This is a genomic window from Streptococcus sp. HMSC073D05 (assembly GCF_001812015.1).
Taxonomy (GTDB): Bacteria; Bacillota; Bacilli; order Lactobacillales; family Streptococcaceae; genus Streptococcus; species Streptococcus parasanguinis_D.
The window spans coordinates 350784-371007 of record NZ_KV807499.1; the positions used below are offsets into that span (position 1 = coordinate 350784).

Below are 20224 nucleotides of genomic sequence, written 5' to 3' on the forward strand. Positions count from 1 at the left end.
AAACTATTTAAACAAAGCTTAAACTAGAAACTATTCTAGTTACTTTTGCTGGTCTCCATCGTAACATGCCGTTAGTCAGTCTTAGACTCCAACGTACTATTCCCATGCATCAGCTCTAAACAGATCAGAATAGCTGTCAGACTATTCGTCTCTCGTCTTCTCCCATCCAGACTATACTGTCGGTTGTGGAGTCACACCACATCAGCTTGCGCTCGCGGACTTCTTTTAGAGTATGGAAAAGAACATTTCCTCGTAAAAGTCACCGCCGGTCGGGAATTACACCCTGCCCTGAAGACTTCTTAATCATAACAAAAAAAACTTGCTAAGGCAAGTTTTGTAACTTTATAGATTACATCGTTCGGTTTTTTAGTTTTCATCGGCTATTTGAGCTTGTCGTGTTCATAACGATGGCTCAACTCCAGCCCCTTAAAACCTTGCTGGCGGAGAGCCTCATAGACAATCATGCAGACGGTATTGGAGACATTTAAACTACGGACATGCTCATCATTCATCGGAATGCGAATGGCCTTCTCTTCGTGCTGGCGCATAAAATCTTCCGGCAATCCTTTATCCTCGCGTCCAAACAAGAAATAATGGGACTTCCCATCCTGATAAGAAACGTCCGAATAGGTCTGATTTGCAAACTTGGACACTAGGTGCACCTGACCGTCGCGCGCCGCTTCCATAAACTCTTCCAAGCTATCATAAAAACGGACATCCAGCTTGTCCCAATAATCGAGTCCTGCTCGCTTCATTTTGCGATCATCGATCGGAAAAGCCATAGGGCGAATGATATGCAAGGGGGAATTGGTCGCCGCACAAGTCCGTGCAATATTTCCCGTATTTTGTGGAATCTGAGGTTGGAACAAGACAATGTGATTTTGAGTAGTTGACTCTTGGTAGTCCAGTTCTTCAATATTCATACTCGATCTCTTTCTGATAAAAAAATAGCCACACTGCCCGGAGTCAAGCTCAGCAAACAGCGTGGTTACAGCTTCATTAACTTAACTCACAACAGGTTTGAGGTAAATCAACGAAGGTACTTTCTAAGTATATCACTTTTGAAGCTCCTGTCAATAGTTTTTTTAGATTTTTTTAAGAAACTTTATCAAAGTTTTCGCTCCCTCCTCATTCTACTCTTCTGACGATTTTTCCTACTTGTTCTTAGCTTCTCAAAATTCCACCAGAAAATCCTTAAAAAAGATGAATTTTTCTTGAAAATAGAGTATGATAGAAGCATACTCTGGAGGTATTCTATGAAAATTATTGTTGTTGGTGGAGGAAAGGTCGGAACGGCCCTTTGTCGTTCTCTCGTTGCTGAAAACCACGATGTTATTTTGATCGAAAAAGACGAATCCGTTCTTAACCATATTACCAAACGGTTTGATATCATTGGAATTTTAGGGAATGGGGCGAACTTCAAGATCTTGGAGCAAGCGGATGTTGAAAACTGCGATATCTTCATTACTATGACCGAGTACGACGAGGTTAACATGGTCTCCGCTGTTTTGGCTAAAAAAATGGGAGCCAAAGAGACCATCGTTCGAGTGCGGAATCCGGAATATTCCAATTCCTACTTCAAGGAAAAAAATATCTTGGGCTTCTCCCTGGTTGTCAATCCGGAATTGCTGTCAGCTCGTTATATTGCCAATATCATTGACTTCCCAAATGCCCTCTCTGTGGAGCATTTTGCCAATGGTCGGGTAGCCTTGATGGAATTTAAAATCAAGCCAGATAGCAATCTCTGCAATATGAGTCTATCCCAATTCCGGAAGAAATACGGAAATGTCATTGTTTGTGCAATCGAGCGTGGCAACGAACTCACCATTCCAAACGGAGATTTTGTCTTGCAACCTCAAGACAAGATTTTCGTAACAGGTAACCGGATCGAGGTCGTTCTCTTCCACAACAATGTTCGCCCTCAGGTCATTAAGAGCATGATGATCATTGGTGCTGGGAAAATTGCTTACTACCTACTCAATATTCTTCAAGATGTGCGCCGCAAGATCGATCTCAAGGTTTTAGAAGTCAATCGTGAACGGGCGGAATTCTTTAGTCAGGAATTTCCTGATCTCTATGTCGTCCATGGAGACGGAACTGCCAAAGACATTCTTTTAGAAGAGAGTGCCAATAACTTCGATGCTGTGGCTACTTTGACAGGAGTCGATGAAGAAAACATCATCACCTCCATGTTCTTGGATTCTGTCGGCGTCAAAAAGAACATTACCAAGGTCAACCGAACCAGTCTGTTGGAGATCATTGGCGATCAAGATATGACCAGTATCGTTACGCCAAAACGCATCGCCGTGGATACTATTATGCACTTTATTCGTGGACGTTACAATGCACAGTTCTCAAACCTAGAAGCCCTGCACCATGTCGCAAACGGTCGGATTGAAACCTTGCAGTTCCAAATTAAGGAAGACAATAAACTAACCCAATATCCCCTCTCTGAATTGAAATTAAAAAAAGGCGTCTTAATCGCTGCCATTATTCGAGATGGTAAGGCTATTTTCCCTAATGGAGATGACCGTTTGATGGTAGGAGATCGGATTGTCGTGACCACCCTGATTCAAAATATCACTAAAATCTACGATTTAGTTGAGAGGTAAGCCTGATGAATAGAAGCATGATTCGTTACCTCTTGTCCAAACTCCTCTTAATCGAGGCAGCTCTCCTGATCGTTCCCTTAGTCGTCGCTACGATCTATCAGGAACCTGCCAAGGTCTTTGTCTCTATTGGGGCAACCATGGCCATCTTACTTGGGCTGGGGCTACTTGGTAGTTTTCACAAACCAAAGGACTTTCACATTTATGCTAAAGAAGGAGTCCTGATTGTAGCACTCTGTTGGATTCTCTGGTCCTTCTTTGGTGCCCTTCCCTTTGTCTTTTCGGGACAAATCCCCAACATTATCGATGCCTTCTTTGAAGTCAGCTCCGGCTTTACAACAACAGGGGCAACGATTTTAGATGATGTGGGTGTCCTCAGCCACTCCCTCCTCTTTTGGCGCAGTTTCACCCACTTGATCGGTGGGATGGGAGTATTGGTCTTCGCCCTTGCCATTATGGACAATAACAAGAACAGCCACCTCGAAGTCATGAAGGCGGAAGTTCCTGGTCCAGTTTTTGGAAAGGTCGTTTCCAAATTAAAAAACACAGCTCAAATCCTCTACTTCTTGTACTTGGGCTTGTTCTTCCTCTTTGTGGTTCTTTATTTCCTTGCCGGCATGCCCCTTTATGATAGTTTTGTCATCGCCATGGGGACGGCTGGGACTGGGGGCTTTACCGTTTTTAACGATGGGATCGCCCACTACAATAGTAGTTTGATCACCTATTTAGTCAGTATCGGGGTTTTAGTCTTCGGGGTTAACTTTAACCTCTACTACTTCCTCATGATCCGAAAATTCAAGGCCTTCTTTAAAGACGAGGAATTGCGGACCTATATCACCATCGTCCTCGTGTCCAGTGTCTTGATCGCTTACAATGTCCTTCATCTCTATGCCAATGTCGCTAAGAGTTTTGAGATTTCCTTCTTCCAAGTTTCCAATATCATCACCACCACCGGTTTTGGTTATGGAACGACGGAAAAATGGCCTCTCTTTTCTCAGTTCATCCTCTTGATGCTGATGGTCATCGGTGGTTCTGCTGGATCGACCGCTGGAGGACTAAAAGTGATTCGGTGCTTGACCTTATGGCGAATCGCAAAAAATCAGGTTCTTTCGACCTTGTCCCCGAATCGCGTTCTAACCTTGCATGTCAATGATACGGTATTGGATAAGGATACACAGCATCAGATCCTCAAGTACTTTACAATATACAGTTTTATCACGATCGGCCTACTCTTTGTAGTGAGTCTAGATAATAATAACTTCATGACGGTTGTCAGTGCTGTCTTTAGTTGTTTCAACAACATTGGACCTATGATTGGAACAGGTCAAACCTTCTCCATCTTTAGTCCGATTTCAAAACTGTTGCTTTCCTTAGCCATGATTTCCGGACGGCTTGAAATCTATCCAATGATTCTTCTCTTCCTCCCTAAAACATGGTCTAAACGCTGATAGACAACTCTTGTACAAAATCAACACCCTTAGAAAAATAATTTCTAAGGGTGTTTCTGTTTATTTGCGATCATCCTATTTTGATTCTTCATTTCGCTTCAGACTAAAGTGGTCTGGCAAGGGATCTGGCCCCGCCTGGCTTCCAGGATGGCATCGTAAGATCCTTGCAATCCCCATCAAGACACCTTTCACACCAAAACGTTCAATCGCTTGGATCATATAATTGGAACAGGTCGGTTGAAAGCGACAAGAAGGCGGAAATAGGGGAGAGATCCATTTTTGATAGCCTCTGACCAGCGCAATCAGGATTGTTTTCATGCTTTTTTAGATTTAGTCACTGCTAGATTGTGCAACTGGCTGATTTCTTTTTTGTTCAAGCGACGGTATTCACCCGGACGTAGCCCTGAGACGTCCAAATTTCCAAACTGGGTCCGGGAGAGTTTATCCACTAAAAGTCCCACAGCTTCAAACATCTTTTTAACCTGGTGGTTACGCCCTTCATGAATGGTCAACTGAACCACTGAACGGTTCTTTTCGACATCCACTTTTAAGATCTCATAAGTCGCTGGCTTGGTTTTCTTTCCATCAATGGTCACCCCTCGCGTCAAGGGACGCAAGTTTTCCTTATTGGCAATCCCTTTGACACGCGCCACATAGACCTTATCAATTTCATTGCGCGGGTGAATCATCTCATCTGTAAAATCACCATCATTGGTCAAAATCAAGACACCAGATGTATCCCAGTCCAAACGTCCCACTGGGTAGATACGCTCTGGCACTTGAGATAAAAGGTCAACGACTGTTGTCCGTCCTTTATCATCCGATACACTAGAGATGACGCCACGTGGCTTGTTTAATAGATAGTAGACCTTTTCTTCGTTATAGATTGGAGTCCCTTCTACTTCAACCTGATCACCGGTTTTAATGATGGTCGCTAATTCACGCACAACTTGGCCATTGACCGTCACCAGGCCTTGCTTGATCAGTTCTTCGGCCTTGCGACGACTAGCCACGCCTGCATGGGCAATATATTTGTTAATTCTCATCTAGTTCCTCTGTTCTCTCTGAAAATAATTGACCCTCTTCTGGATCGATGTCCACTTCCTCAACCTTTGGCAATTCCTCCAAATGATTGATCCCCATATAATCCAAAAAATACTCCGTCGTGACATACAAATTAGGACGCCCGAGGACTTCTTTTTTCCCATCTTCGCGGATCAGATCAAATGATAGTAGTTTGGTAATGGCACCACTGGAATTGACGCCTCGAATATCATCAACTTCCACGCGGGTGATCGGTTGCTTATAAGCAATGATTGACAAGGTTTCAAGGGCAGCCCGAGACAAACTTTGGTTCATAGGCGTTCTAGAATAGTCTCGTAAAACCGAAGCATAGTCTGCCTTTGTCACCAATTTATAACGGGAAGCTGTCTCCATTAAACACAGACTCGTATCTGTATCCTCCTGGTATTTTTGGGCCAATTTTTCTAAACTTTGCACCACACCTGTTGGGGGTAAAGAGAGAAGATCTGCGATTTGTCTGGCAGTAATTCCTTCTTCACCCGCTACAAATAAGAGTGCTTCAATTTCAGCTAATTTGCTCATGTTCAATCCTATTTAAGTAAATTTCTCCAAAAGCCCTATCCTGTACCACTGTGACCTCTTGAATCTTGATCAATTCAAGGGTTGCAAGAAATAGGGTAATGACCTCTTGGAGATCCGCTGCTTCTAGAAACAAGTCCTGCAAGAGAACTTGTGAACGATCGTGGAATCGGTGACGCAGCTGGTCCATCAGATCCTCAATCTTGTATTCATCCTTTACAATGGTTGTATGGTTCTGGCGGAATTCTTCTTTTTTCTTGGTCAATAGTTTTGAGAAAGCCAAGAAGAGATCCACCGTGGTGCGATCATGAAGTAATTCGGTATCGTCATAGACCAATTCCATCTTCGGTTTCGAATAATAGAGGGCGCGCTCCTCGTGCTGCGAGGCCATCAACTCTCCTAATTGCTTGTAAGTACGGTACTCTTCCAATTGAGAAAGGAGGTCCTGCTCTAGATCCTCTGCTTCATCCATCTCCTCTGCGACCTTAGGAAGAAGTCTTCGACTCTTGATCAGGGTTAGTTGACTAGCCATCAGCATGTATTCCCCTGCTACCTCTAGTTTCATAGCCTGGAGAGTCGCCAGATAAGCCAGGTACTGTTCAATCACCTCAATCAAGGGGACCTCATAGATATCCATCTGGTATTTAGAGACCAAGTGGAGCAAGAGGTCCAAAGGCCCTTCAAAATCTTTTATTTTAATATCCATTATTTATATTTTTCTAATGTCACCATGGTTTTTAGGCCCAATTCACGCGCAATACTAAAGAGATCCACACCGAGTTCACGTTGTTTCAAAATATACTGCTCACGAATTGATTGGGCCGAAAGGTCTTGGTTGCCTTTTTCGATCAAGAAGGCTTCTAACTGTCGGAATCCCCACTGACGGGAGTAAGATTTTCCTTTATTATCAAAGAGATAGACACCATCGAGGAAGAGTTGCAACTCTTCCAGTAAAGGATCTGGAACTTTTAAAACCCGTTTTTGGCCATCTTTGCCCACTCGAATGACATGAAAGTCCAGCTGAATATCTTCGACCTTGACTTGGAGGATCTCACTTGGCAATAAGCCCATCTCCAGAATCAATAAGGCCATCAAGCGTCCCTGTGGGTTAGTTGATTCTTCCCAAAAATGGGTCAGATTCAATAATTCACGATCATGGGTTTTGGCCGGTTGAATTTTAGGCAAGACCAAACGATGGTATTCAGAAATAAAGCGTTCTTGATACAAATAATATAAAAATTGGTTAACAGCGGATAATTTCCGTTTTTGAACCGCCGGTTTAAAATCTTTAATCGAAGCTTGGTAAATTCTCAAATTTGTCGGTGTCACTTTTCCATGAATTGATTCAATAAATTGGTCCAAATCATAGAAATAGGCTGACTGAGAATTTTCACTTAGTTCTTTTTGATCAATAAAACTTGCAATAAATTCTTTCATTTTGGAATCATCTCGTATTCATTTGAAAAATTATGCATGAGCGAATTGATGGCTTTGAGGATCGATTTCCGCGTAATAATCCCTTGGAAATAACCTTCTTCATCCACCACCGATAAGAAGGAGTCATCCACCAACTTGTGAAGGACTTCTGTCAAATTGAAGTCTAAGCCGATGACCCCAACCTCCTTCTTTGCAACGTCTACGATATCCATCGAAGCAAAAGTCTCCTCAGGAATCTCGTGTTTCAATTGATAAGATAGAATATCCGTTAGGGAGATCGTCCCCACAAACTTGCGTTCATCCGTCACTACCGGGATGCGACTATAGCTAATCTGGCTCAACAGCAAAACCGCATGGTCTACATTGTGGGTATCAATCAAGACCGCTAAATTTTTGGCAGGAGTTAAGAACGTCTCTTCCTGCGCCAACAAGAAACGTTCAAATTCCTTTGCTATCATCTGCTAAACTCCTTTGTCAATTCAGGGTACAATTCATGATCTCGCGTATAATACTCTACCTTGAAGTTCGAATCGGTAATCTCTATCTTGGCATACAAACACTCGCGAATCAGACCACGAGGTTGGCTAATGGATCCAGGATTCACAAAGAGGGTTCTTCCTTCCTTCCAAGCATCTGGGATATGAAGATGGCCGTATAGACAGATATCTGCTTCCTCCTCTTGGGCCCACAGATCCAATTTTTGAAAACTAAAATTGATCTGGAAGAGATGTCCGTGGGTCTGGATGATCCGTGTTGGCCCTAGTTGGGTCACCAAGCGTTCCGGAAAGCCATCATAAAAATCCATATTCCCTTGGACAACGTGGATCCCTTCCCAGACAGGATCGTCACTTTTCAATTCAGAATCCCCATTGTGAAAGATCCCATCGACCTGACCTAGGTATTTTTCTTTAATAGCTTCAACAATGGAGCGGTCTCCATGCGAGTCACTCATAACGATGATTGTTTGCTTTGCCATGATGGAAATACCTCCAATAACTTTTTAACAGCTAAAGCACGATGTGATTGTGTATTTTTTTCTTCTAGCGTTAATTCAGCAGCAGCACGGCCCGTTTCCCCAACTAAGAAGAGAGGGTCATAGCCAAAGCCGTATTCCCCTTTGGGCTCAAAATTAATATACCCTGGCCAATCTGCTTCCACCACTAGGCTTTCCTTGCCCGGTCTTGCAACTACCAAGGTCGTATGGAACTGGGCTGAACGATCTTTCAAGTCAAAAACCATAGCCAATTCGTGCAACAATTTCGCATTGTTTTCTGCATCTGTCGCACCAACTCCCGCAAAGCGAGCTGACCAAACTCCTGGTAAGCCTCCCAAGATATCTACCTTCAAACCTGAATCATCTGCTAAGACTGTTTTCCCAGTTAGCTCTGCAATGGTTTCAGCTTTTAGGCGGGCATTCTCTTCAAAGGTCATCCCTGTCTCTTCGACTTCTGGAAGCTCTGGGTATTGATTGAGATTTTCCACTTCAAAGCCCAGCTTTTCAAACATATTACGGAATTCTTTGGTTTTTCCCTCATTTCGAGTCGCAATGAGAATCGTATCTTTGACCTTGTCTTGACCCAAGAAGGCTTCCAAATCCACTCCATCACTTGGCAAATGCAAGTAAAGCAATTTCCCTTTTTCAACCAAGAGCAAGGCACCTTGACGCTGGACAATTTCAAAATTTCTTCCCTTGACCTCGTTTAAGATTTCGGTCAAAAAGGTCAGAAAACGGAAGGCTGAACCATAGCGCATCACCGATAGATTGAGAGGGAATCCTTCAGGATCCTTTGCAAAGAGAAGTTCCAGCTGGTCTAACAGAGTGGAAGCTTCCGCAGGAACTTGACTAAATTGGTTGTAGTCTGCATCTTCTCCCCATTGGGCAATATACCAATCTTGGGGATCTTTGTATTCAAATAGTTTGTCACTCATAAATTTATGTGCTCCACATTCACTGAACGTTCTAGCCATTTTTCGGCAATCGCTGCAAAGCTATTGGCATTTGCAGTTGTATAAAAGCAGTGGGTCTGCTCTAAGAGTTCACGACTCTTATTGAGCTCAAAATAGTTTAATAAGACGGAAATATCCCGAACACACTCAGCTCCACTATCAATCAATTTGACATCCGGTCCCATCACATTTTGAATGATCGGTTTTAAAAGGGGATAATGGGTGCACCCCAAAACCAAGGTATCAACCTTTCCAACTAGTGGTTTTAGGGTTTCGTAAACCACCTTTTTGGTCACACTGGATGCCAACTCGTTTGATTCCACTAAAGGAACAAACTTGGGACAAGCCAGACTGCTGACTTCCATGTCTGGTGCTAGACTTTGAATCTTCTTTTTATAAATTCCAGAAGAAACCGTCATCGGTGTCCCAATGACCCCAATTTTTTGATGGGTCGTCGATTTAATGGCTGCAGAAGCTCCGGGTAATATCACTCCCAAAACAGGAATATCAAGCTTCTCCTTGACTTCTTCCCAAACAACTGCCGTCGCTGTATTACAGGCTAAGACAATCATCTTGACATTTTTGGTCAGAAGGAAGTTCACCATCTGCCAAGTATACTCGCGAATTTGGTCTGCAGGTCTAGGACCATAAGGTGCACGCGCTGAATCTCCAATATAGACGACATCTTCGTGAGGAAGCTGACGGAGCAATTCGCGGACAACAGTCAGGCCCCCTACTCCAGAATCTAAAAAACCAATCGGTCGGTTATCCATATCTCTTCCTTCCAAAAGGAGGGACTAAGAAATTCCTCCAAGCCCCTCTCATTTATTATCGTGAGATTGCCCCACTCTTATTTTTTCTTGTTTTTCGCCATTGCTGATTTTTGTTGGCTCACAATTTGGCGATAGACTTGTTGAACTTTTGCTTCGCTTGGACGTTGGCCGCTCGCTCCTAAAAGCGTACGAACTGCTTCAACATTCAAACGTGGGTTTGATGCAAATTCTTTTTCAAACTGACGACGAAGCAAGAACATTCCTGCAATCATCCCACCAAAGAAAGCTAAAATAATCAACAAAATTCCTAAAAAGAGATTCATACAATTTTCTCCGATCCATTATTTTTACATAACTATCATTATATCAGACAATCGCTTATTTTTCAATGTTAAAGCCGTAGAGTGTCGCAAGATAATCTTCTGGTTTTTCTGCTCGACGAATCAAACGGGCCTGCCCATCTTCTTGAAGCAAAACTTCTGCAGAACGCAACTTAGCATTGTACTGATAGCCCATTGAAAATCCATGAGCTCCGGTGTCATGGATCACAAGTAAATCTCCAATCTCAGTCACGGGTAGTTCTCGTTGTTTCGCAAATTTATCGTTATTTTCACAAAGACTTCCCACGACATCGACCACTTCAGTCGGTTCCTCTGGACGATCCATATTAGTAATATGGTGATAAGCACCGTACATAGCCGGTCTAAGAAGGTTCACAGCTGAAGCATCGACACCCACATAAGTCCGGTAAGTTTTCTTTTTATGCGTCACTCTGGTTACCAAGAGACCGTGTGAAGCCAGCATAAAGCGACCAAGCTCCGTATAGATTTTCACATGACCAAGTCCTGCCGGTTTGAGAATCGCATCAAAGACGCGATGTACGCCCTCCCCAATAATGGCAATATCATTTGGCTCTTGCTCTGGTTTGTAATTGACCCCAACCCCACCAGAAAGATTGATGAAGCCCAAGTGAACACCTGTTTTCTCGACGACTTCCACTGCCAATTCAAAAAGTTGACGCGCCAACTCTGGATAGTAGTCATTGGATACTGTATTAGAAGCCAATAAAGCGTGAATGCCAAACTCTTCCACACCTAGTTCTTTCAACTCGATAAAGGCTTGGATCAATTGCTCCTTGGTCATGCCAAACTTAGCTTCTTCCGGATTGTCCATAATATCGGTTCCCAGTTCAAAAACTCCACCAGGATTATAGCGGCAAGAAATGACCTTGGGGATGCTAGTCACAGACTTCAAGAAAGCAATGTCTTCATAGGCGTCCAGATTGATCGTTGCCCCTAATTCTCTCGCATAGACAAATTCATCAGCTGGCGTATTGTTAGAAGAAAACATGATTTCTTTTCCACTAAAGCCCAGTTTATCCGCCATCAACAATTCCACGTAGCTGGCCGTGTCGACTCCACAGCCCTCTTCTTGCAAAATTTTTAGGATCGATGGATTGGGTGTTGCTTTGATGGCAAAGTATTCTTTAAAGCCTTCATTCCAAGCAAAAGCTTGATGGAGGGCACGCGCTGTTTCACGAATTCCTGCTTCGTCATAGAGATGGAAAGGGGTCGGAAATTTTTGGGTCAGGCTTTCTAATTGTTCACGGGTTACAAAAGGTGTTTTCATAAGCGCTCATTTCTATACTTTAGTCACTATTAGTATAGCACAAGTCGGAAGACAAAAAAAGCCGAGGCAACTGCCCCAGCTCAATTGCTCTTTGATTAGTCGTTTCTTCCGAAGATACGAAGAAGGCTGATAAAGAGGTTGATAAAGTCAAGATAAAGTTCCAAAGCCATCGCTACTGCCCAACCTGTAGCAGGTTGACCATTTGTTTGATCATAGACATAGCGAATCTTTTGGTTATCCCAAGCTGTCAATCCTGCAAAGAGGAAGACAGAGATAATACTCAAGATATAGTCCATTCCAGAACTTCTCAAGAACATGTTCACAACAGAAGCGATGATCACACCGATCAAGACTCCCATCAAGGCACGTCCCATACCAGACAGGTCTTTTTTCACGACGCGTCCGATAGCTCCCATGACAATAAACATCAAGGCACTGACCAAGAAAGCCTTATAGACAGTTGCTTGCATGTAGCGAGCAATGATAAAGCTCAAGGTAAAGCCATTCAAAGCTGAGTAGATCAAGAAGATCGGAAGAGCAGACGGGCTATTTTTAACAGCCTTCCCACTTGCAACAAAGACCAAGATCAATTCTACAACCACTGCTGCATAGTAAACCATTGGTGCTGTTGTCAAGATTTGAACGAAGAAATCTTGAAAGACTGTCATCATAAGACCAGACACAAGGGCTGAAATCCCAACACCGATCCCAACTAATGAGTAGATTTTGTTATAAAAAGCATTCAATCCACTTTGTTCTTGGATTACTGAATCATTATACATATAAACAAGTTCCTTTCAAATTTGTTTACTATGATTTTAACATTTTTCGATGAAAAAATCTCCTTTTGGCCATCTTTTTACGCCAAGGTTCTGAAGCTTCCTTAACAGCCCAGTATTTATCCACCATCGTCACTACGAAGGATTCTTTGTAGCGAGGCGGGGCAAGGGTAGCACCCCACATATGTTTAATAATGATGTCTTCTTCCTTGGCATTGAGATCTGTGATCTTTCGTGCATTTCTCACGGCAATGCGGGGATGGATCCAGGCGTGACTTTTCGTAAACTTGGTCTCGCGCCAATCATAGTAAAAGAGGTCATGCAGGAGGCCACCCCGAGCCGTACTTTTGGCATCCCAACCAAATTTTTTAGCCAGTTTATAACTGGTATAGCTAACATGAATGGAATGCTCCAAACGATTGGAATGAATATGGTGGGGAATGTCAGCTAATTTTTGAACCTTAGGATGCTGGATCAGATGGCCTACATAGGTCATGTATTCTTTGTCACGATGATATTGCATAAGATAACCACCTTTCGTTGATAAGCTCTCCCAATAAGATCTCCATCAACTTCTTCTTACAGGTTAAGTATACTTCTTTTTCTCAAAATTTCCTTAAAGAAAACATCAAAATTCCTGCTGCCACTGCAACATTCAAACTCTCGGCCCGACCTGGCATAGGAATATGAACCAGCTGGTCTGCTTGTGCCGCCATTTCCTGGCTGATGCCATTTCCTTCATTCCCCATAACCAGAATAAACTGATCGGTCTGAGGAAGCTGACGGTAGTCAATGGAAGCTTCTGAAAGCGTCGTTGCGAGAACTGCTAGATGAGATTGCGCAGCTCGTTCCAATAGTTCTTCTCGATCCAGTTTCCAGATAGGAATATGGAAATGACTGCCCTGCATGGATCGAAGGGTCTTGAGACTGTATAGATCTGCGGAGGCTTTCGAAAGCATGACGCCATCAAAACCTGCTGCATCTGCTGTTCGAATCATAGTCCCTACATTGCCGGGATCCTGTACATCCTCCAAATAAAGGTAGCGACCTTGTAACTGATCTGGAAGCTCTGGCTGCTCTAGAAGAATCTCTGCGACAATCCCTTGAGGAGTCTTCGAATCTGCCAAGAGGCTTAAGATCTCCGGAGTCACGATAGTGACTTTTTGGATGTCCTCTACCCGGTCTAAATAGGCTTCTAAAACAAAGACCTGCCGAATCTTCGCATGATTTTCTACTGCCTCTTCAAACAGATGCCAGCCTTCAATGAGATAAGAATCTGTCCGGTATTTTTTTTGATGTAATTTTTTTGCATTTTTGATTACATTATTGGATTTAGACGTTATAATATTCATAGAACTATTATAGCACAAAGAAAAAGAAGAAATCATACCTCAGATAGATTTCTTCGAGTCAAGGAGGTCGCACATGCAAAAGGTAAAAATGATTGCCCAAGGACGGGTTCAAGGGGTTGGCTTTCGCTGGGGAGTCTACAGTCTTGCTTTAGAGATCGGTGGGATCACTGGCCGTGTCTGGAATAATGACGACGGAACAGTTGGCATTCTGGCACAGGCAGAGTCTAGTAGCCAAATGGCCAAATTCATCCAAGAAATTCGCAAAGGTCCTACGCCTTTTGCGCATGTGACTTATTTAGATGTTACGCTCGCAAACTTTGAAAACTATACAGACTTCAAAATTGCAAATTAAGACTAGAGAACTATTGTGTATTTTCAAAAAAAACAGTAGAATAGAAAGGTAACATTAAAAAAAAGAAGGAACTATTTGTGAAAAAAAATAAACTTGCATTACTTGCATCGATGGGACTAGCTTCGCTTGTCTTCTTATCAGGATGCGTGAGTGTCGATCGGAAAACTGGAAATCCGACTGGATTGATCTGGAATCTTCTTGGCCGTCCAATGGGCGAAGCCATCAAATTCTTTGCCAACAACCTTGGCTTAGGCTTTGGGATCGGGATTATTATCGTCACCTTGATCGTACGGTTAATCATCTTGCCACTTGGTTTGTACCAATCATGGAAGGCAACCTACCAATCTGAAAAGATGAACTACTTAAAACCTATCCTTGGGCCAATCCAAGAGCGCATGAAGAACGCTAGCACACAAGAAGAAAAGCTATTGGCGCAACAGGAATTAATGGCTGCTCAACGTGAAAATGGAGTTAGCATGTTTGGTGGAGTTGGGTGTTTGCCACTCTTGATCCAAATGCCATTCTTCTCAGCTCTCTTCTTTGCAGCTCAGCACACCAAAGGGGTAGCAGATAGTAGCTTCCTTGGCATTGCTCTCGGCAAACCAAGCTTGCTCTTGACAGCGATCGTAGCAGTTCTTTACTATATCCAAAGTATGCTTTCTCTTCATGGAATTGAAGATGAAACCCAAAAGGAAAGCATGCGCAAAGCATCACTGATGAGTCCGATTATGATCGGTGTCTTCTCATTGATCTCCTCAGCCGGAGTAACTCTTTACTGGGTAGTCGGTGGGGTGATCCAAATTATCCAACAATTTGTCATCAACTACTTGATTCGTCCAAATCTTCGCAAACGAGTCGCTGAGGAATACAAAAACAATCCTCCTAAAGCGACTAGTCACCGCGTGAAAAAAGATGTCACACCTACTGCAACGACACAAATCCAACACAAACCAAAAAACAACCGCAATGCAGGAAAACAACGCAATAGAAAGTAGTACAAACTACTAATTCTAGCGGTATACAGTAGCACTTGAACCCAAGGTTCAAGTGCTTTTTTTGATATCGTTCAGTCAGCAAAGAATTTTCACTCTCACAAAAAGATTAAGAGCACAAAAAAACAAGCCCTCTTGGAGGGCTTGCGTTTTATAGTTACGCTGTTTTTTCTACGTTCAAAATTTTCACTTGGTAGCTTCCAGCTGGTGTCTCAACAGTGACAACGTCACCTGTCTTCTTACCAATCAAAGCGTGACCGATTGGGCTTTCGTTAGAAATCTTTCCTGCAAAGGCATCTGCCCCTGCTGAACCAACGATGCTGTATACTTCTTCATCTGTTTCGCCAACTTCTTGAACTGTAACGGTTTTTCCGATCGCTACTTCGTCTACTGCAACAGCGTCACTATCGACGATTTCTGCATAACGGATTTTTGTTTCCAAGCTAGAGATTTGACCTTCAACAAAAGCTTGTTCATCTTTTGCCGCTTCATACTCAGAGTTTTCTGAGAGGTCACCATATGAACGAGCGATCTTAATCCGTTCCACCACTTCAGGTCGACGGACCAATTTCAATTCTTCTAATTCTTGTTCCAATTTTTCTTTTTCTGCTAGGGTCATTGGGTATGTTTTTTCTGCCATTATTCTTCTCTTTCTATTATTTGAATGAAAAAGCTGTGGACGCGCCACATGCTTTTTCTAGTTTGAACTTGCTTGTGTCAATTTACTATTGACGTGTTCTTCAACATTTTTATTGTGTTCTTCGTATGTCTTAGCGAAGAAAACTTCACCATTTTCGACATTTGCGACAAAATACAAGTAATCGGTCTTACTTGGGTTCACCGCCGCTTCGATCGCTGATACTCCAGGGTTATCCACTGGGCCAGGCATCAAGCCGGTATTCTTATAAATATTATAAGGTGAATCCAGCTCTGTATTGATCGTTGCATCTTCTTTTAAGGTCGTCTTTTGACCAAGTTTCCCTTCTGCATAAAGAATTGCAATATTACTTTGCAAAGGCATGTCTTGGTTCAAGCGGTTATAGAAGACACTCGCGATATCTTTGCGGTCCTGATCCGTCGCCCCTTCTTTTTCAACCAAGGAAGCAAGAGTCAATACTTCGTTTACATTGATGTTCTTGCTCTCAAGTGTTTCATAGTATGGGCTTAAGTTTTGATCCATTGCCGCAAGCATCTGATCGATCATCTCTTTCACTGTGGTATCTTTCCCATAGTTATAAGTTGCTGGGAAGAGATAACCTTCTAAACGGTAGCGAACACCAGAATCCTTACTTGGCAGATTCGCCAAGAGCTTAGGATATTTGGCCACCATCTTCTCAATAAAGGCATCGTCTTGGACAGCCTTCAAGAAATCTTCTTTCTTAAATGGAGTCTTGCCTGCCTTCTTAGTGGAGACATTGGTGGTGATAGCCGTCGCAATCTGATCGATCGTATAACCTTCTGGAATCGTGACCTTTCCAAGAACTGGAGCCTGAGGAGTTTTGGTTCCCTCTTCTTGCAGTTTTTGGATGATGGTTTCTAGATCCATGCTCTTTTGCAAATTGAAATAACCAGATTTGAAATTGCTATAGTTCTTGAACTTGGTATAGTAGTTAAAGAACTGACCATTTTTCACGAGTCCTTTTTTCTCAAGGATCGCGCCAATCTCACGATTACTTGAACCTGCTGGAATCTCAACCGTTACGAATTCTGTTGCATTTTTATCCATCGGCTTGACAGCTGAATGGATATAGGTCACAGCAAAGATCCCTGTAGCTACGATCACAATCAGCAAAAGGCTGACTACTGTCCGCACAATTCGTTTAGCGATTTTATTTTGTTTCTTTTGTTTTTTTTGGCGCTGGTTACGAGAAGAGCGCGATAAGCTTTCCTCTACCGGTTCCTGACTTGGTTCTTTTTTAGCAGGCTTTGTAAGCTCACTCTTTTCTTCCACAGTAGGAGTCGCCTTTACCGGCTCCACTGGTTCTTCTTTGGGAGCCAACGCAGATTCTTCTACTTTTGGAGGTAGTGTTGCTTCTTCCTCCTCTTTCAGTGAAGAAGGGGTTTCAATACTTCGATCAGGTAGATCATACTCTTTTTCGATTTTTAGAAGTTGCTCATTGGCCTCTTCTAAGTCTCTGAGGATCTGCTCTTTGAAGCTTAATAACTTCTCACTGTCTTGTGATTTATCAGTCAAATAATTGACCTCCCTCATCATAATCCTTAATATTATATCTTAAAAGATTTAGAAAAGCAATACAAATCGCCTTTCTTCTTTAAAATACCTATTTAATCAAGTTTTTCATTTTCCCAGACCAGATTGTACCAAACTTCACCCGCATATTGGGATTCTGACCGGCCTTCATTGGTAAATCCTTGCTTTTCATAATAAGGAATCAAATAATCATGACAGGTCAAATTGATCCCTTGGCGATTATCTTTCAACGCAATCTCTTTCATCGCTTCAAGCAAAAGGGTTCCCACTCCAAGTCCTTGAGCTTCTTTAGCAATGGATAGACTCGTAATGGAAATAAAGCCCTGTTCTAACTGACTTAGATCTTCAACCTCTGAAAAAGAGGAATCGATCAAATAGCGCTCCGGTCTAACAGGTCCTTCTAAATAGCCTAAAATCTGACCCTGGCACTCTGCTACAAGAAATGTCGTTTGAATCTTTTCGATGTGATCTTTTAAAATCTCACGCGCAATCGCTTCTTCTTCTGAGAAATTCTCAAGCTCAATGCGCTCGATGGCATCCAAATCCTGCAGTTCTGCCTGTCTAATGTGAATCTTTTCTTTCATCATTTACTCCTTCTATCGTTCCCAAACCATATGGACACCTCGATCAGACTCAGCTTCATCTCGAAATCCTTGCTGGGAAAAATAAGATAGTAAGTCTTCTGGGCAATCGATCCAAATGGCTTCCTTTTCCTTTTGAACAGCTAGATCCTTTAAAGCAGCGATTAAAATAGAACCATAGCCTTGACCTTGAAAGGCTGGTCTCACTGCTAGTCGCAATACAATTAGGTCTCTTTTTAAAGGCTGGTCTTCTGTCGCCAACAAGTAAGCCACAGCATCCCCCGCCTGCTCTGCAAGCAAAGAAATGGCTTCCTTCGAACCTAGCGCTTCCTCAAGAGTGGCCCTGTGCTCCTTTCCTTCATTGCCATGAAGTTCTTCTTCTAGTAACAGCAGCTGTTCTTGATCAGCTGGGGTGATTGATCGAATCATCATCCTGCTTTCCTCATCTCATACTCCTTCAGTGGACAGATAAATTTGAGTCTGGAACCAAAAGATTCCAGACTCAATCATCTCTTATTGTACACTATGTGTCAAACTAGATAATAAACGCTCAAATGAGTATTCATAGGTTTGAATATCTCCTGCTCCCATAAAGACATAGACTGCATTATCATGGTCAAGAAGAGGAGAAACATTCTCAGCTGTAATAATCGCTGAGCGTTTGACAATTTTTGCTTCCAAATCTTCAACTTTCACATCGCCGTGATCGACTTCACGCGCAGAGCCATAGATCTGTGCCAAGTAAACAGCATCTGCTTGATTCAAGGCTTCTGCAAATTCATCTAACAAGGCAATGGTCCGTGTAAAGGTATGTGGTTGGAAAATGGCCACAATCTCTTTACTTGGGTATTTTTGACGGGCCGCATCCAAGGTTGCAATAATTTCCGTTGGATGGTGCGCAAAGTCATCGATTATCACTGTTCCATTGACTACTTTTTCAGTAAAGCGACGTTTCACTCCAGCAAAGGTCTTCAAATGCTCGCGGACTAAATCTAAATCAAATCCTGCAATGTAAAGCAAACCAATGACTGCTGTAGCATTCATGATGTTGTGACGACCAAATGTTGGGATATGGAATTGCCCCAAATCTTCTCCACGGAAATGAACGTTGAAGGTTGAACCTGTCGTTGAGCGAAGCAAGTTGCTTGCTACAAAATCGTTCGTCTCCTTATCAAAACCATAGTAATAAATTGGTGCTGATGAGGTAATCCGACGCAATTCTTTGTCTTCTCCGTAGATGAAGAGGCCTTTGCTGATTTGTTTGGCATAATCGTTAAAGGCATTGAAGACATCTTCTAAGCTCGTAAAATAGTCTGGATGGTCGAAGTCAATATTGGTGATGATGCTGTATTCAGGATGGTAAGGCATAAAGTGGCGTTCATACTCATCTGATTCAAATACAAAGTATTTGGCTGCTGCAGAGCCACGACCTGTCCCGTCACCAATCAAATAACTGGTATCAGTGATATTTGATAAGACGTGCGAAAGCATCCCTGTTGTTGAGGTTTTCCCGTGTGCCCCGGCAACTCCCATGCTGACGAAGTCACGCATAAATTCACCAAGGAATTCATGGTAGCGTTTATAAGTTAGGCCATGCTCATCTGCATAAGCGATTTCCACATTGTTATCTGGACGGAAAGCATTCCCGGCAATGAGGATCTTGTCGCCTTCCAAATTTTTCACATCAAATGGATAAATTTGAATTCCTGCTTGTTCCAAGCCACGTTGCGTAAAGTAATACTTCTCAACATCTGACCCTTGAACCGTATGTCCCATTTGGTGAAGCATGAGGGCTAAAGCACTCATCCCTGCTCCTTTAATTCCAATAAAATGGTATGTATTAGACATGTTTTCTCCTTATTCTTGATCTAGATGGGTTAAATCCAATTCTTGTTTGATTGGCTGTGGTTTCAACTTGTGCTGATCTTTATTGTATATTTGGCTAGTCTTTAAGAAATCATAATTGTTTTTCTTTTCAGTCGGTTCTGCCACTTCTGGTTCTCCTGCAGATTCGAACTCTGCAAGGATCAACTGATCTTGTCGCAATCGTTTGCTATATTTCAATAATTCACCCGGATTTTCCTTTTGGAAGGGAGCCGTTGGCTGACCAGGTTTTCGTTCAGAAATAAATGGTTTTTTCCGTTTACTTGTAGTAGCTGCTGGATCCGTTGTCAGATAGGGAGCTGTGCGTTTCTTTTTCAAATCTTCACGAGCGCGCTCTCTCGCTTCCTCTGCATAACGATTGGCTGGGCTTTTTTTATCAATCGGCTCTTTAAAATCAGGTTTTCTTACTGGCCGTCTTTTCGGTAGGGGCTCTTCTAATGGTTGGTGGTAAGGATGCTTAGGTTTGGTATTTTCAGCAATCGGTTGCCATTCCAAATAATTTTTATCCACATAGTCGCCTGTAATGTTACTAATCAAGTCTGTTTCATCATACAGGTTCATGTGGGGCATCTCTGTTAACATCAACTCATTATCCCCTACTTGAGGAAAATATTTTTCTGTCATGCT

At 42.6% G+C, this 20224-nt stretch carries 25 protein-coding genes and 1 riboswitch; of the genes, 4 read left to right on the top strand and 21 right to left on the bottom strand.

Annotated elements, in window-relative coordinates:
* Positions 1-150: 150 nt before the first annotated feature.
* Positions 151-300, bottom strand: a riboswitch (FMN riboswitch).
* Positions 301-380: 80 nt separating this feature from the next.
* The gene (trmL, locus tag HMPREF2832_RS09160; protein ID WP_070506923.1) at positions 381-923 is read right to left on the bottom strand and encodes a tRNA (uridine(34)/cytosine(34)/5-carboxymethylaminomethyluridine(34)-2'-O)-methyltransferase TrmL; all 543 of its coding nucleotides are present in this window, start codon (positions 921-923) and stop codon (positions 381-383) included.
* A gap of 333 nt (positions 924-1256) precedes the next feature.
* On the opposite strand from trmL, the gene trkA reads away from it, so the two are divergent.
* Together trkA and HMPREF2832_RS09170 are read left to right on the top strand one after the other, a co-directional pair.
* The gene (trkA, locus tag HMPREF2832_RS09165) at positions 1257-2612 is read left to right on the top strand and encodes a Trk system potassium transporter TrkA (RefSeq protein WP_070506929.1); all 1356 of its coding nucleotides are present in this window, start codon (positions 1257-1259) and stop codon (positions 2610-2612) included.
* A gap of 5 nt (positions 2613-2617) precedes the next feature.
* The gene (locus HMPREF2832_RS09170; protein ID WP_049497800.1) at positions 2618-4057 is read left to right on the top strand and encodes a TrkH family potassium uptake protein; all 1440 of its coding nucleotides are present in this window, start codon (positions 2618-2620) and stop codon (positions 4055-4057) included.
* 75 nt (positions 4058-4132) lie between these two features.
* Here the strand turns inward: HMPREF2832_RS09170 and yidD are convergent, their stop codons facing one another.
* The 14 genes from yidD to HMPREF2832_RS09240 all read right to left on the bottom strand — a co-directional run bounded on the left by yidD (position 4133) and on the right by HMPREF2832_RS09240 (position 13576).
* Entirely contained in the window at positions 4133-4375 is a 243-nt protein-coding gene (gene yidD / locus HMPREF2832_RS09175; RefSeq protein ID WP_024056192.1) for a membrane protein insertion efficiency factor YidD, read from the bottom strand.
* Positions 4372-5103 carry a pseudouridine synthase gene (locus HMPREF2832_RS09180; protein WP_003005375.1) on the bottom strand — a complete coding sequence of 244 codons (732 nt, stop codon included), beginning with the start codon at positions 5101-5103 and terminating at the stop codon, positions 4372-4374. Before HMPREF2832_RS09180 ends, yidD begins: the two co-directional genes overlap by 4 nt.
* Positions 5093-5662 carry an SMC-Scp complex subunit ScpB gene (scpB, locus tag HMPREF2832_RS09185; RefSeq protein WP_003017403.1) on the bottom strand — a complete coding sequence of 190 codons (570 nt, stop codon included), beginning with the start codon at positions 5660-5662 and terminating at the stop codon, positions 5093-5095. Before scpB ends, HMPREF2832_RS09180 begins: the two co-directional genes overlap by 11 nt.
* Entirely contained in the window at positions 5646-6365 is a 720-nt protein-coding gene (locus HMPREF2832_RS09190; RefSeq protein WP_024055478.1) for a segregation/condensation protein A, read from the bottom strand. Before HMPREF2832_RS09190 ends, scpB begins: the two co-directional genes overlap by 17 nt.
* Entirely contained in the window at positions 6365-7096 is a 732-nt protein-coding gene (xerD, locus tag HMPREF2832_RS09195; RefSeq protein ID WP_049497799.1) for a site-specific tyrosine recombinase XerD, read from the bottom strand. Before xerD ends, HMPREF2832_RS09190 begins: the two co-directional genes overlap by 1 nt.
* Positions 7093-7554: a cyclic-di-AMP-binding protein CbpB gene (gene cbpB / locus HMPREF2832_RS09200; protein WP_003008353.1), complete on the bottom strand. Its 462-nt coding sequence runs from the start codon at positions 7552-7554 to the stop codon at positions 7093-7095. Before cbpB ends, xerD begins: the two co-directional genes overlap by 4 nt.
* Complete coding sequence (locus HMPREF2832_RS09205) at positions 7551-8072, bottom strand: metallophosphoesterase (protein ID WP_049497798.1); 522 nt, start codon at positions 8070-8072, stop codon at positions 7551-7553. The genes cbpB and HMPREF2832_RS09205 overlap by 4 nt, the downstream gene beginning before the upstream one ends.
* A complete protein-coding gene (locus HMPREF2832_RS09210; protein WP_049497797.1) occupies positions 8045-9025 on the bottom strand; it encodes a nucleoside-triphosphate diphosphatase in 981 nt (326 codons plus the stop codon). The genes HMPREF2832_RS09205 and HMPREF2832_RS09210 overlap by 28 nt, the downstream gene beginning before the upstream one ends.
* Positions 9022-9816 carry a glutamate racemase gene (gene racE / locus HMPREF2832_RS09215; protein ID WP_070506933.1) on the bottom strand — a complete coding sequence of 265 codons (795 nt, stop codon included), beginning with the start codon at positions 9814-9816 and terminating at the stop codon, positions 9022-9024. The genes HMPREF2832_RS09210 and racE overlap by 4 nt, the downstream gene beginning before the upstream one ends.
* Positions 9817-9893: 77 nt before the next feature.
* Positions 9894-10139 carry a YneF family protein gene (locus tag HMPREF2832_RS09220; protein ID WP_003008364.1) on the bottom strand — a complete coding sequence of 82 codons (246 nt, stop codon included), beginning with the start codon at positions 10137-10139 and terminating at the stop codon, positions 9894-9896.
* A gap of 55 nt (positions 10140-10194) precedes the next feature.
* A complete protein-coding gene (locus HMPREF2832_RS09225) occupies positions 10195-11445 on the bottom strand; it encodes a diaminopimelate decarboxylase (RefSeq protein WP_070506936.1) in 1251 nt (416 codons plus the stop codon).
* 95 nt (positions 11446-11540) lie between these two features.
* Positions 11541-12227, bottom strand: coding sequence for a Bax inhibitor-1/YccA family protein (locus HMPREF2832_RS09230; RefSeq protein WP_003008369.1), 687 nt, complete (start codon positions 12225-12227; stop codon positions 11541-11543).
* A gap of 28 nt (positions 12228-12255) precedes the next feature.
* The gene (locus tag HMPREF2832_RS09235) at positions 12256-12747 is read right to left on the bottom strand and encodes an HDIG domain-containing metalloprotein (RefSeq protein WP_003005617.1); all 492 of its coding nucleotides are present in this window, start codon (positions 12745-12747) and stop codon (positions 12256-12258) included.
* Positions 12748-12829: 82 nt separating this feature from the next.
* Positions 12830-13576: a TrmH family RNA methyltransferase gene (locus HMPREF2832_RS09240; RefSeq protein ID WP_070506997.1), complete on the bottom strand. Its 747-nt coding sequence runs from the start codon at positions 13574-13576 to the stop codon at positions 12830-12832.
* A gap of 73 nt (positions 13577-13649) precedes the next feature.
* Between HMPREF2832_RS09240 and HMPREF2832_RS09245 the strand changes: the two genes are divergently transcribed.
* Together HMPREF2832_RS09245 and yidC are read left to right on the top strand one after the other, a co-directional pair.
* A complete protein-coding gene (locus HMPREF2832_RS09245) occupies positions 13650-13928 on the top strand; it encodes an acylphosphatase (protein ID WP_023918900.1) in 279 nt (92 codons plus the stop codon).
* A gap of 77 nt (positions 13929-14005) precedes the next feature.
* Entirely contained in the window at positions 14006-14923 is a 918-nt protein-coding gene (gene yidC, locus HMPREF2832_RS09250) for a membrane protein insertase YidC (RefSeq protein ID WP_003008377.1), read from the top strand.
* A 154-nt stretch (positions 14924-15077) separates the two neighbouring features.
* On the opposite strand, the gene greA is transcribed toward yidC, so the two are convergent.
* The 6 genes from greA to HMPREF2832_RS09280 form a co-directional block, all read right to left on the bottom strand.
* Positions 15078-15560: a transcription elongation factor GreA gene (gene greA / locus HMPREF2832_RS09255; protein ID WP_003005389.1), complete on the bottom strand. Its 483-nt coding sequence runs from the start codon at positions 15558-15560 to the stop codon at positions 15078-15080.
* Between the two features lie 57 nt (positions 15561-15617).
* Positions 15618-17135 carry an endolytic transglycosylase MltG gene (gene mltG, locus HMPREF2832_RS09260; RefSeq protein ID WP_410002237.1) on the bottom strand — a complete coding sequence of 506 codons (1518 nt, stop codon included), beginning with the start codon at positions 17133-17135 and terminating at the stop codon, positions 15618-15620.
* Between the two features lie 71 nt (positions 17136-17206).
* Complete coding sequence (locus HMPREF2832_RS09265; RefSeq protein WP_176745539.1) at positions 17207-17716, bottom strand: GNAT family N-acetyltransferase; 510 nt, start codon at positions 17714-17716, stop codon at positions 17207-17209.
* A 12-nt stretch (positions 17717-17728) separates the two neighbouring features.
* Positions 17729-18145, bottom strand: a complete 417-nt coding sequence (locus HMPREF2832_RS09270) for a GNAT family N-acetyltransferase (RefSeq protein ID WP_024054776.1) — start codon at positions 18143-18145, stop codon at positions 17729-17731.
* A gap of 81 nt (positions 18146-18226) precedes the next feature.
* The gene (murC, locus tag HMPREF2832_RS09275; RefSeq protein WP_003005130.1) at positions 18227-19561 is read right to left on the bottom strand and encodes a UDP-N-acetylmuramate--L-alanine ligase; all 1335 of its coding nucleotides are present in this window, start codon (positions 19559-19561) and stop codon (positions 18227-18229) included.
* A 9-nt stretch (positions 19562-19570) separates the two neighbouring features.
* Positions 19571-20221, bottom strand: coding sequence for a divisome accessory protein ZapJ (locus HMPREF2832_RS09280; RefSeq protein WP_003017389.1), 651 nt, complete (start codon positions 20219-20221; stop codon positions 19571-19573).
* Between the last annotated feature and the right edge of the window lie 3 nt (positions 20222-20224).

Coding starts and splice junctions, on each gene's coding strand:
- HMPREF2832_RS09240 (WP_070506997.1), bottom strand. CDS start 13,576: ATGAATATTATAACGTCTAAATCCAATAATGTAATCAAAAATGCAAAA.
- racE (WP_070506933.1), bottom strand. CDS start 9,816: ATGGATAACCGACCGATTGGTTTTTTAGATTCTGGAGTAGGGGGCCTG.
- greA (WP_003005389.1), bottom strand. CDS start 15,560: ATGGCAGAAAAAACATACCCAATGACCCTAGCAGAAAAAGAAAAATTG.
- HMPREF2832_RS09225 (WP_070506936.1), bottom strand. CDS start 11,445: ATGAAAACACCTTTTGTAACCCGTGAACAATTAGAAAGCCTGACCCAA.
- HMPREF2832_RS09205 (WP_049497798.1), bottom strand. CDS start 8,072: ATGGCAAAGCAAACAATCATCGTTATGAGTGACTCGCATGGAGACCGC.
- HMPREF2832_RS09280 (WP_003017389.1), bottom strand. CDS start 20,221: ATGACAGAAAAATATTTTCCTCAAGTAGGGGATAATGAGTTGATGTTA.
- trmL (WP_070506923.1), bottom strand. CDS start 923: ATGAATATTGAAGAACTGGACTACCAAGAGTCAACTACTCAAAATCAC.
- xerD (WP_049497799.1), bottom strand. CDS start 7,096: ATGAAAGAATTTATTGCAAGTTTTATTGATCAAAAAGAACTAAGTGAA.
- scpB (WP_003017403.1), bottom strand. CDS start 5,662: ATGAGCAAATTAGCTGAAATTGAAGCACTCTTATTTGTAGCGGGTGAA.
- HMPREF2832_RS09245 (WP_023918900.1), top strand. CDS start 13,650: ATGCAAAAGGTAAAAATGATTGCCCAAGGACGGGTTCAAGGGGTTGGC.
- HMPREF2832_RS09180 (WP_003005375.1), bottom strand. CDS start 5,103: ATGAGAATTAACAAATATATTGCCCATGCAGGCGTGGCTAGTCGTCGC.
- HMPREF2832_RS09170 (WP_049497800.1), top strand. CDS start 2,618: ATGAATAGAAGCATGATTCGTTACCTCTTGTCCAAACTCCTCTTAATC.
- HMPREF2832_RS09190 (WP_024055478.1), bottom strand. CDS start 6,365: ATGGATATTAAAATAAAAGATTTTGAAGGGCCTTTGGACCTCTTGCTC.
- trkA (WP_070506929.1), top strand. CDS start 1,257: ATGAAAATTATTGTTGTTGGTGGAGGAAAGGTCGGAACGGCCCTTTGT.
- HMPREF2832_RS09230 (WP_003008369.1), bottom strand. CDS start 12,227: ATGTATAATGATTCAGTAATCCAAGAACAAAGTGGATTGAATGCTTTT.
- cbpB (WP_003008353.1), bottom strand. CDS start 7,554: ATGATAGCAAAGGAATTTGAACGTTTCTTGTTGGCGCAGGAAGAGACG.
- murC (WP_003005130.1), bottom strand. CDS start 19,561: ATGTCTAATACATACCATTTTATTGGAATTAAAGGAGCAGGGATGAGT.
- HMPREF2832_RS09220 (WP_003008364.1), bottom strand. CDS start 10,139: ATGAATCTCTTTTTAGGAATTTTGTTGATTATTTTAGCTTTCTTTGGT.
- mltG (WP_410002237.1), bottom strand. CDS start 17,135: ATGATGAGGGAGGTCAATTATTTGACTGATAAATCACAAGACAGTGAG.
- HMPREF2832_RS09235 (WP_003005617.1), bottom strand. CDS start 12,747: ATGCAATATCATCGTGACAAAGAATACATGACCTATGTAGGCCATCTG.
- HMPREF2832_RS09270 (WP_024054776.1), bottom strand. CDS start 18,145: ATGATGATTCGATCAATCACCCCAGCTGATCAAGAACAGCTGCTGTTA.
- HMPREF2832_RS09210 (WP_049497797.1), bottom strand. CDS start 9,025: ATGAGTGACAAACTATTTGAATACAAAGATCCCCAAGATTGGTATATT.
- HMPREF2832_RS09265 (WP_176745539.1), bottom strand. CDS start 17,716: ATGAAAGAAAAGATTCACATTAGACAGGCAGAACTGCAGGATTTGGAT.
- yidD (WP_024056192.1), bottom strand. CDS start 4,375: ATGAAAACAATCCTGATTGCGCTGGTCAGAGGCTATCAAAAATGGATC.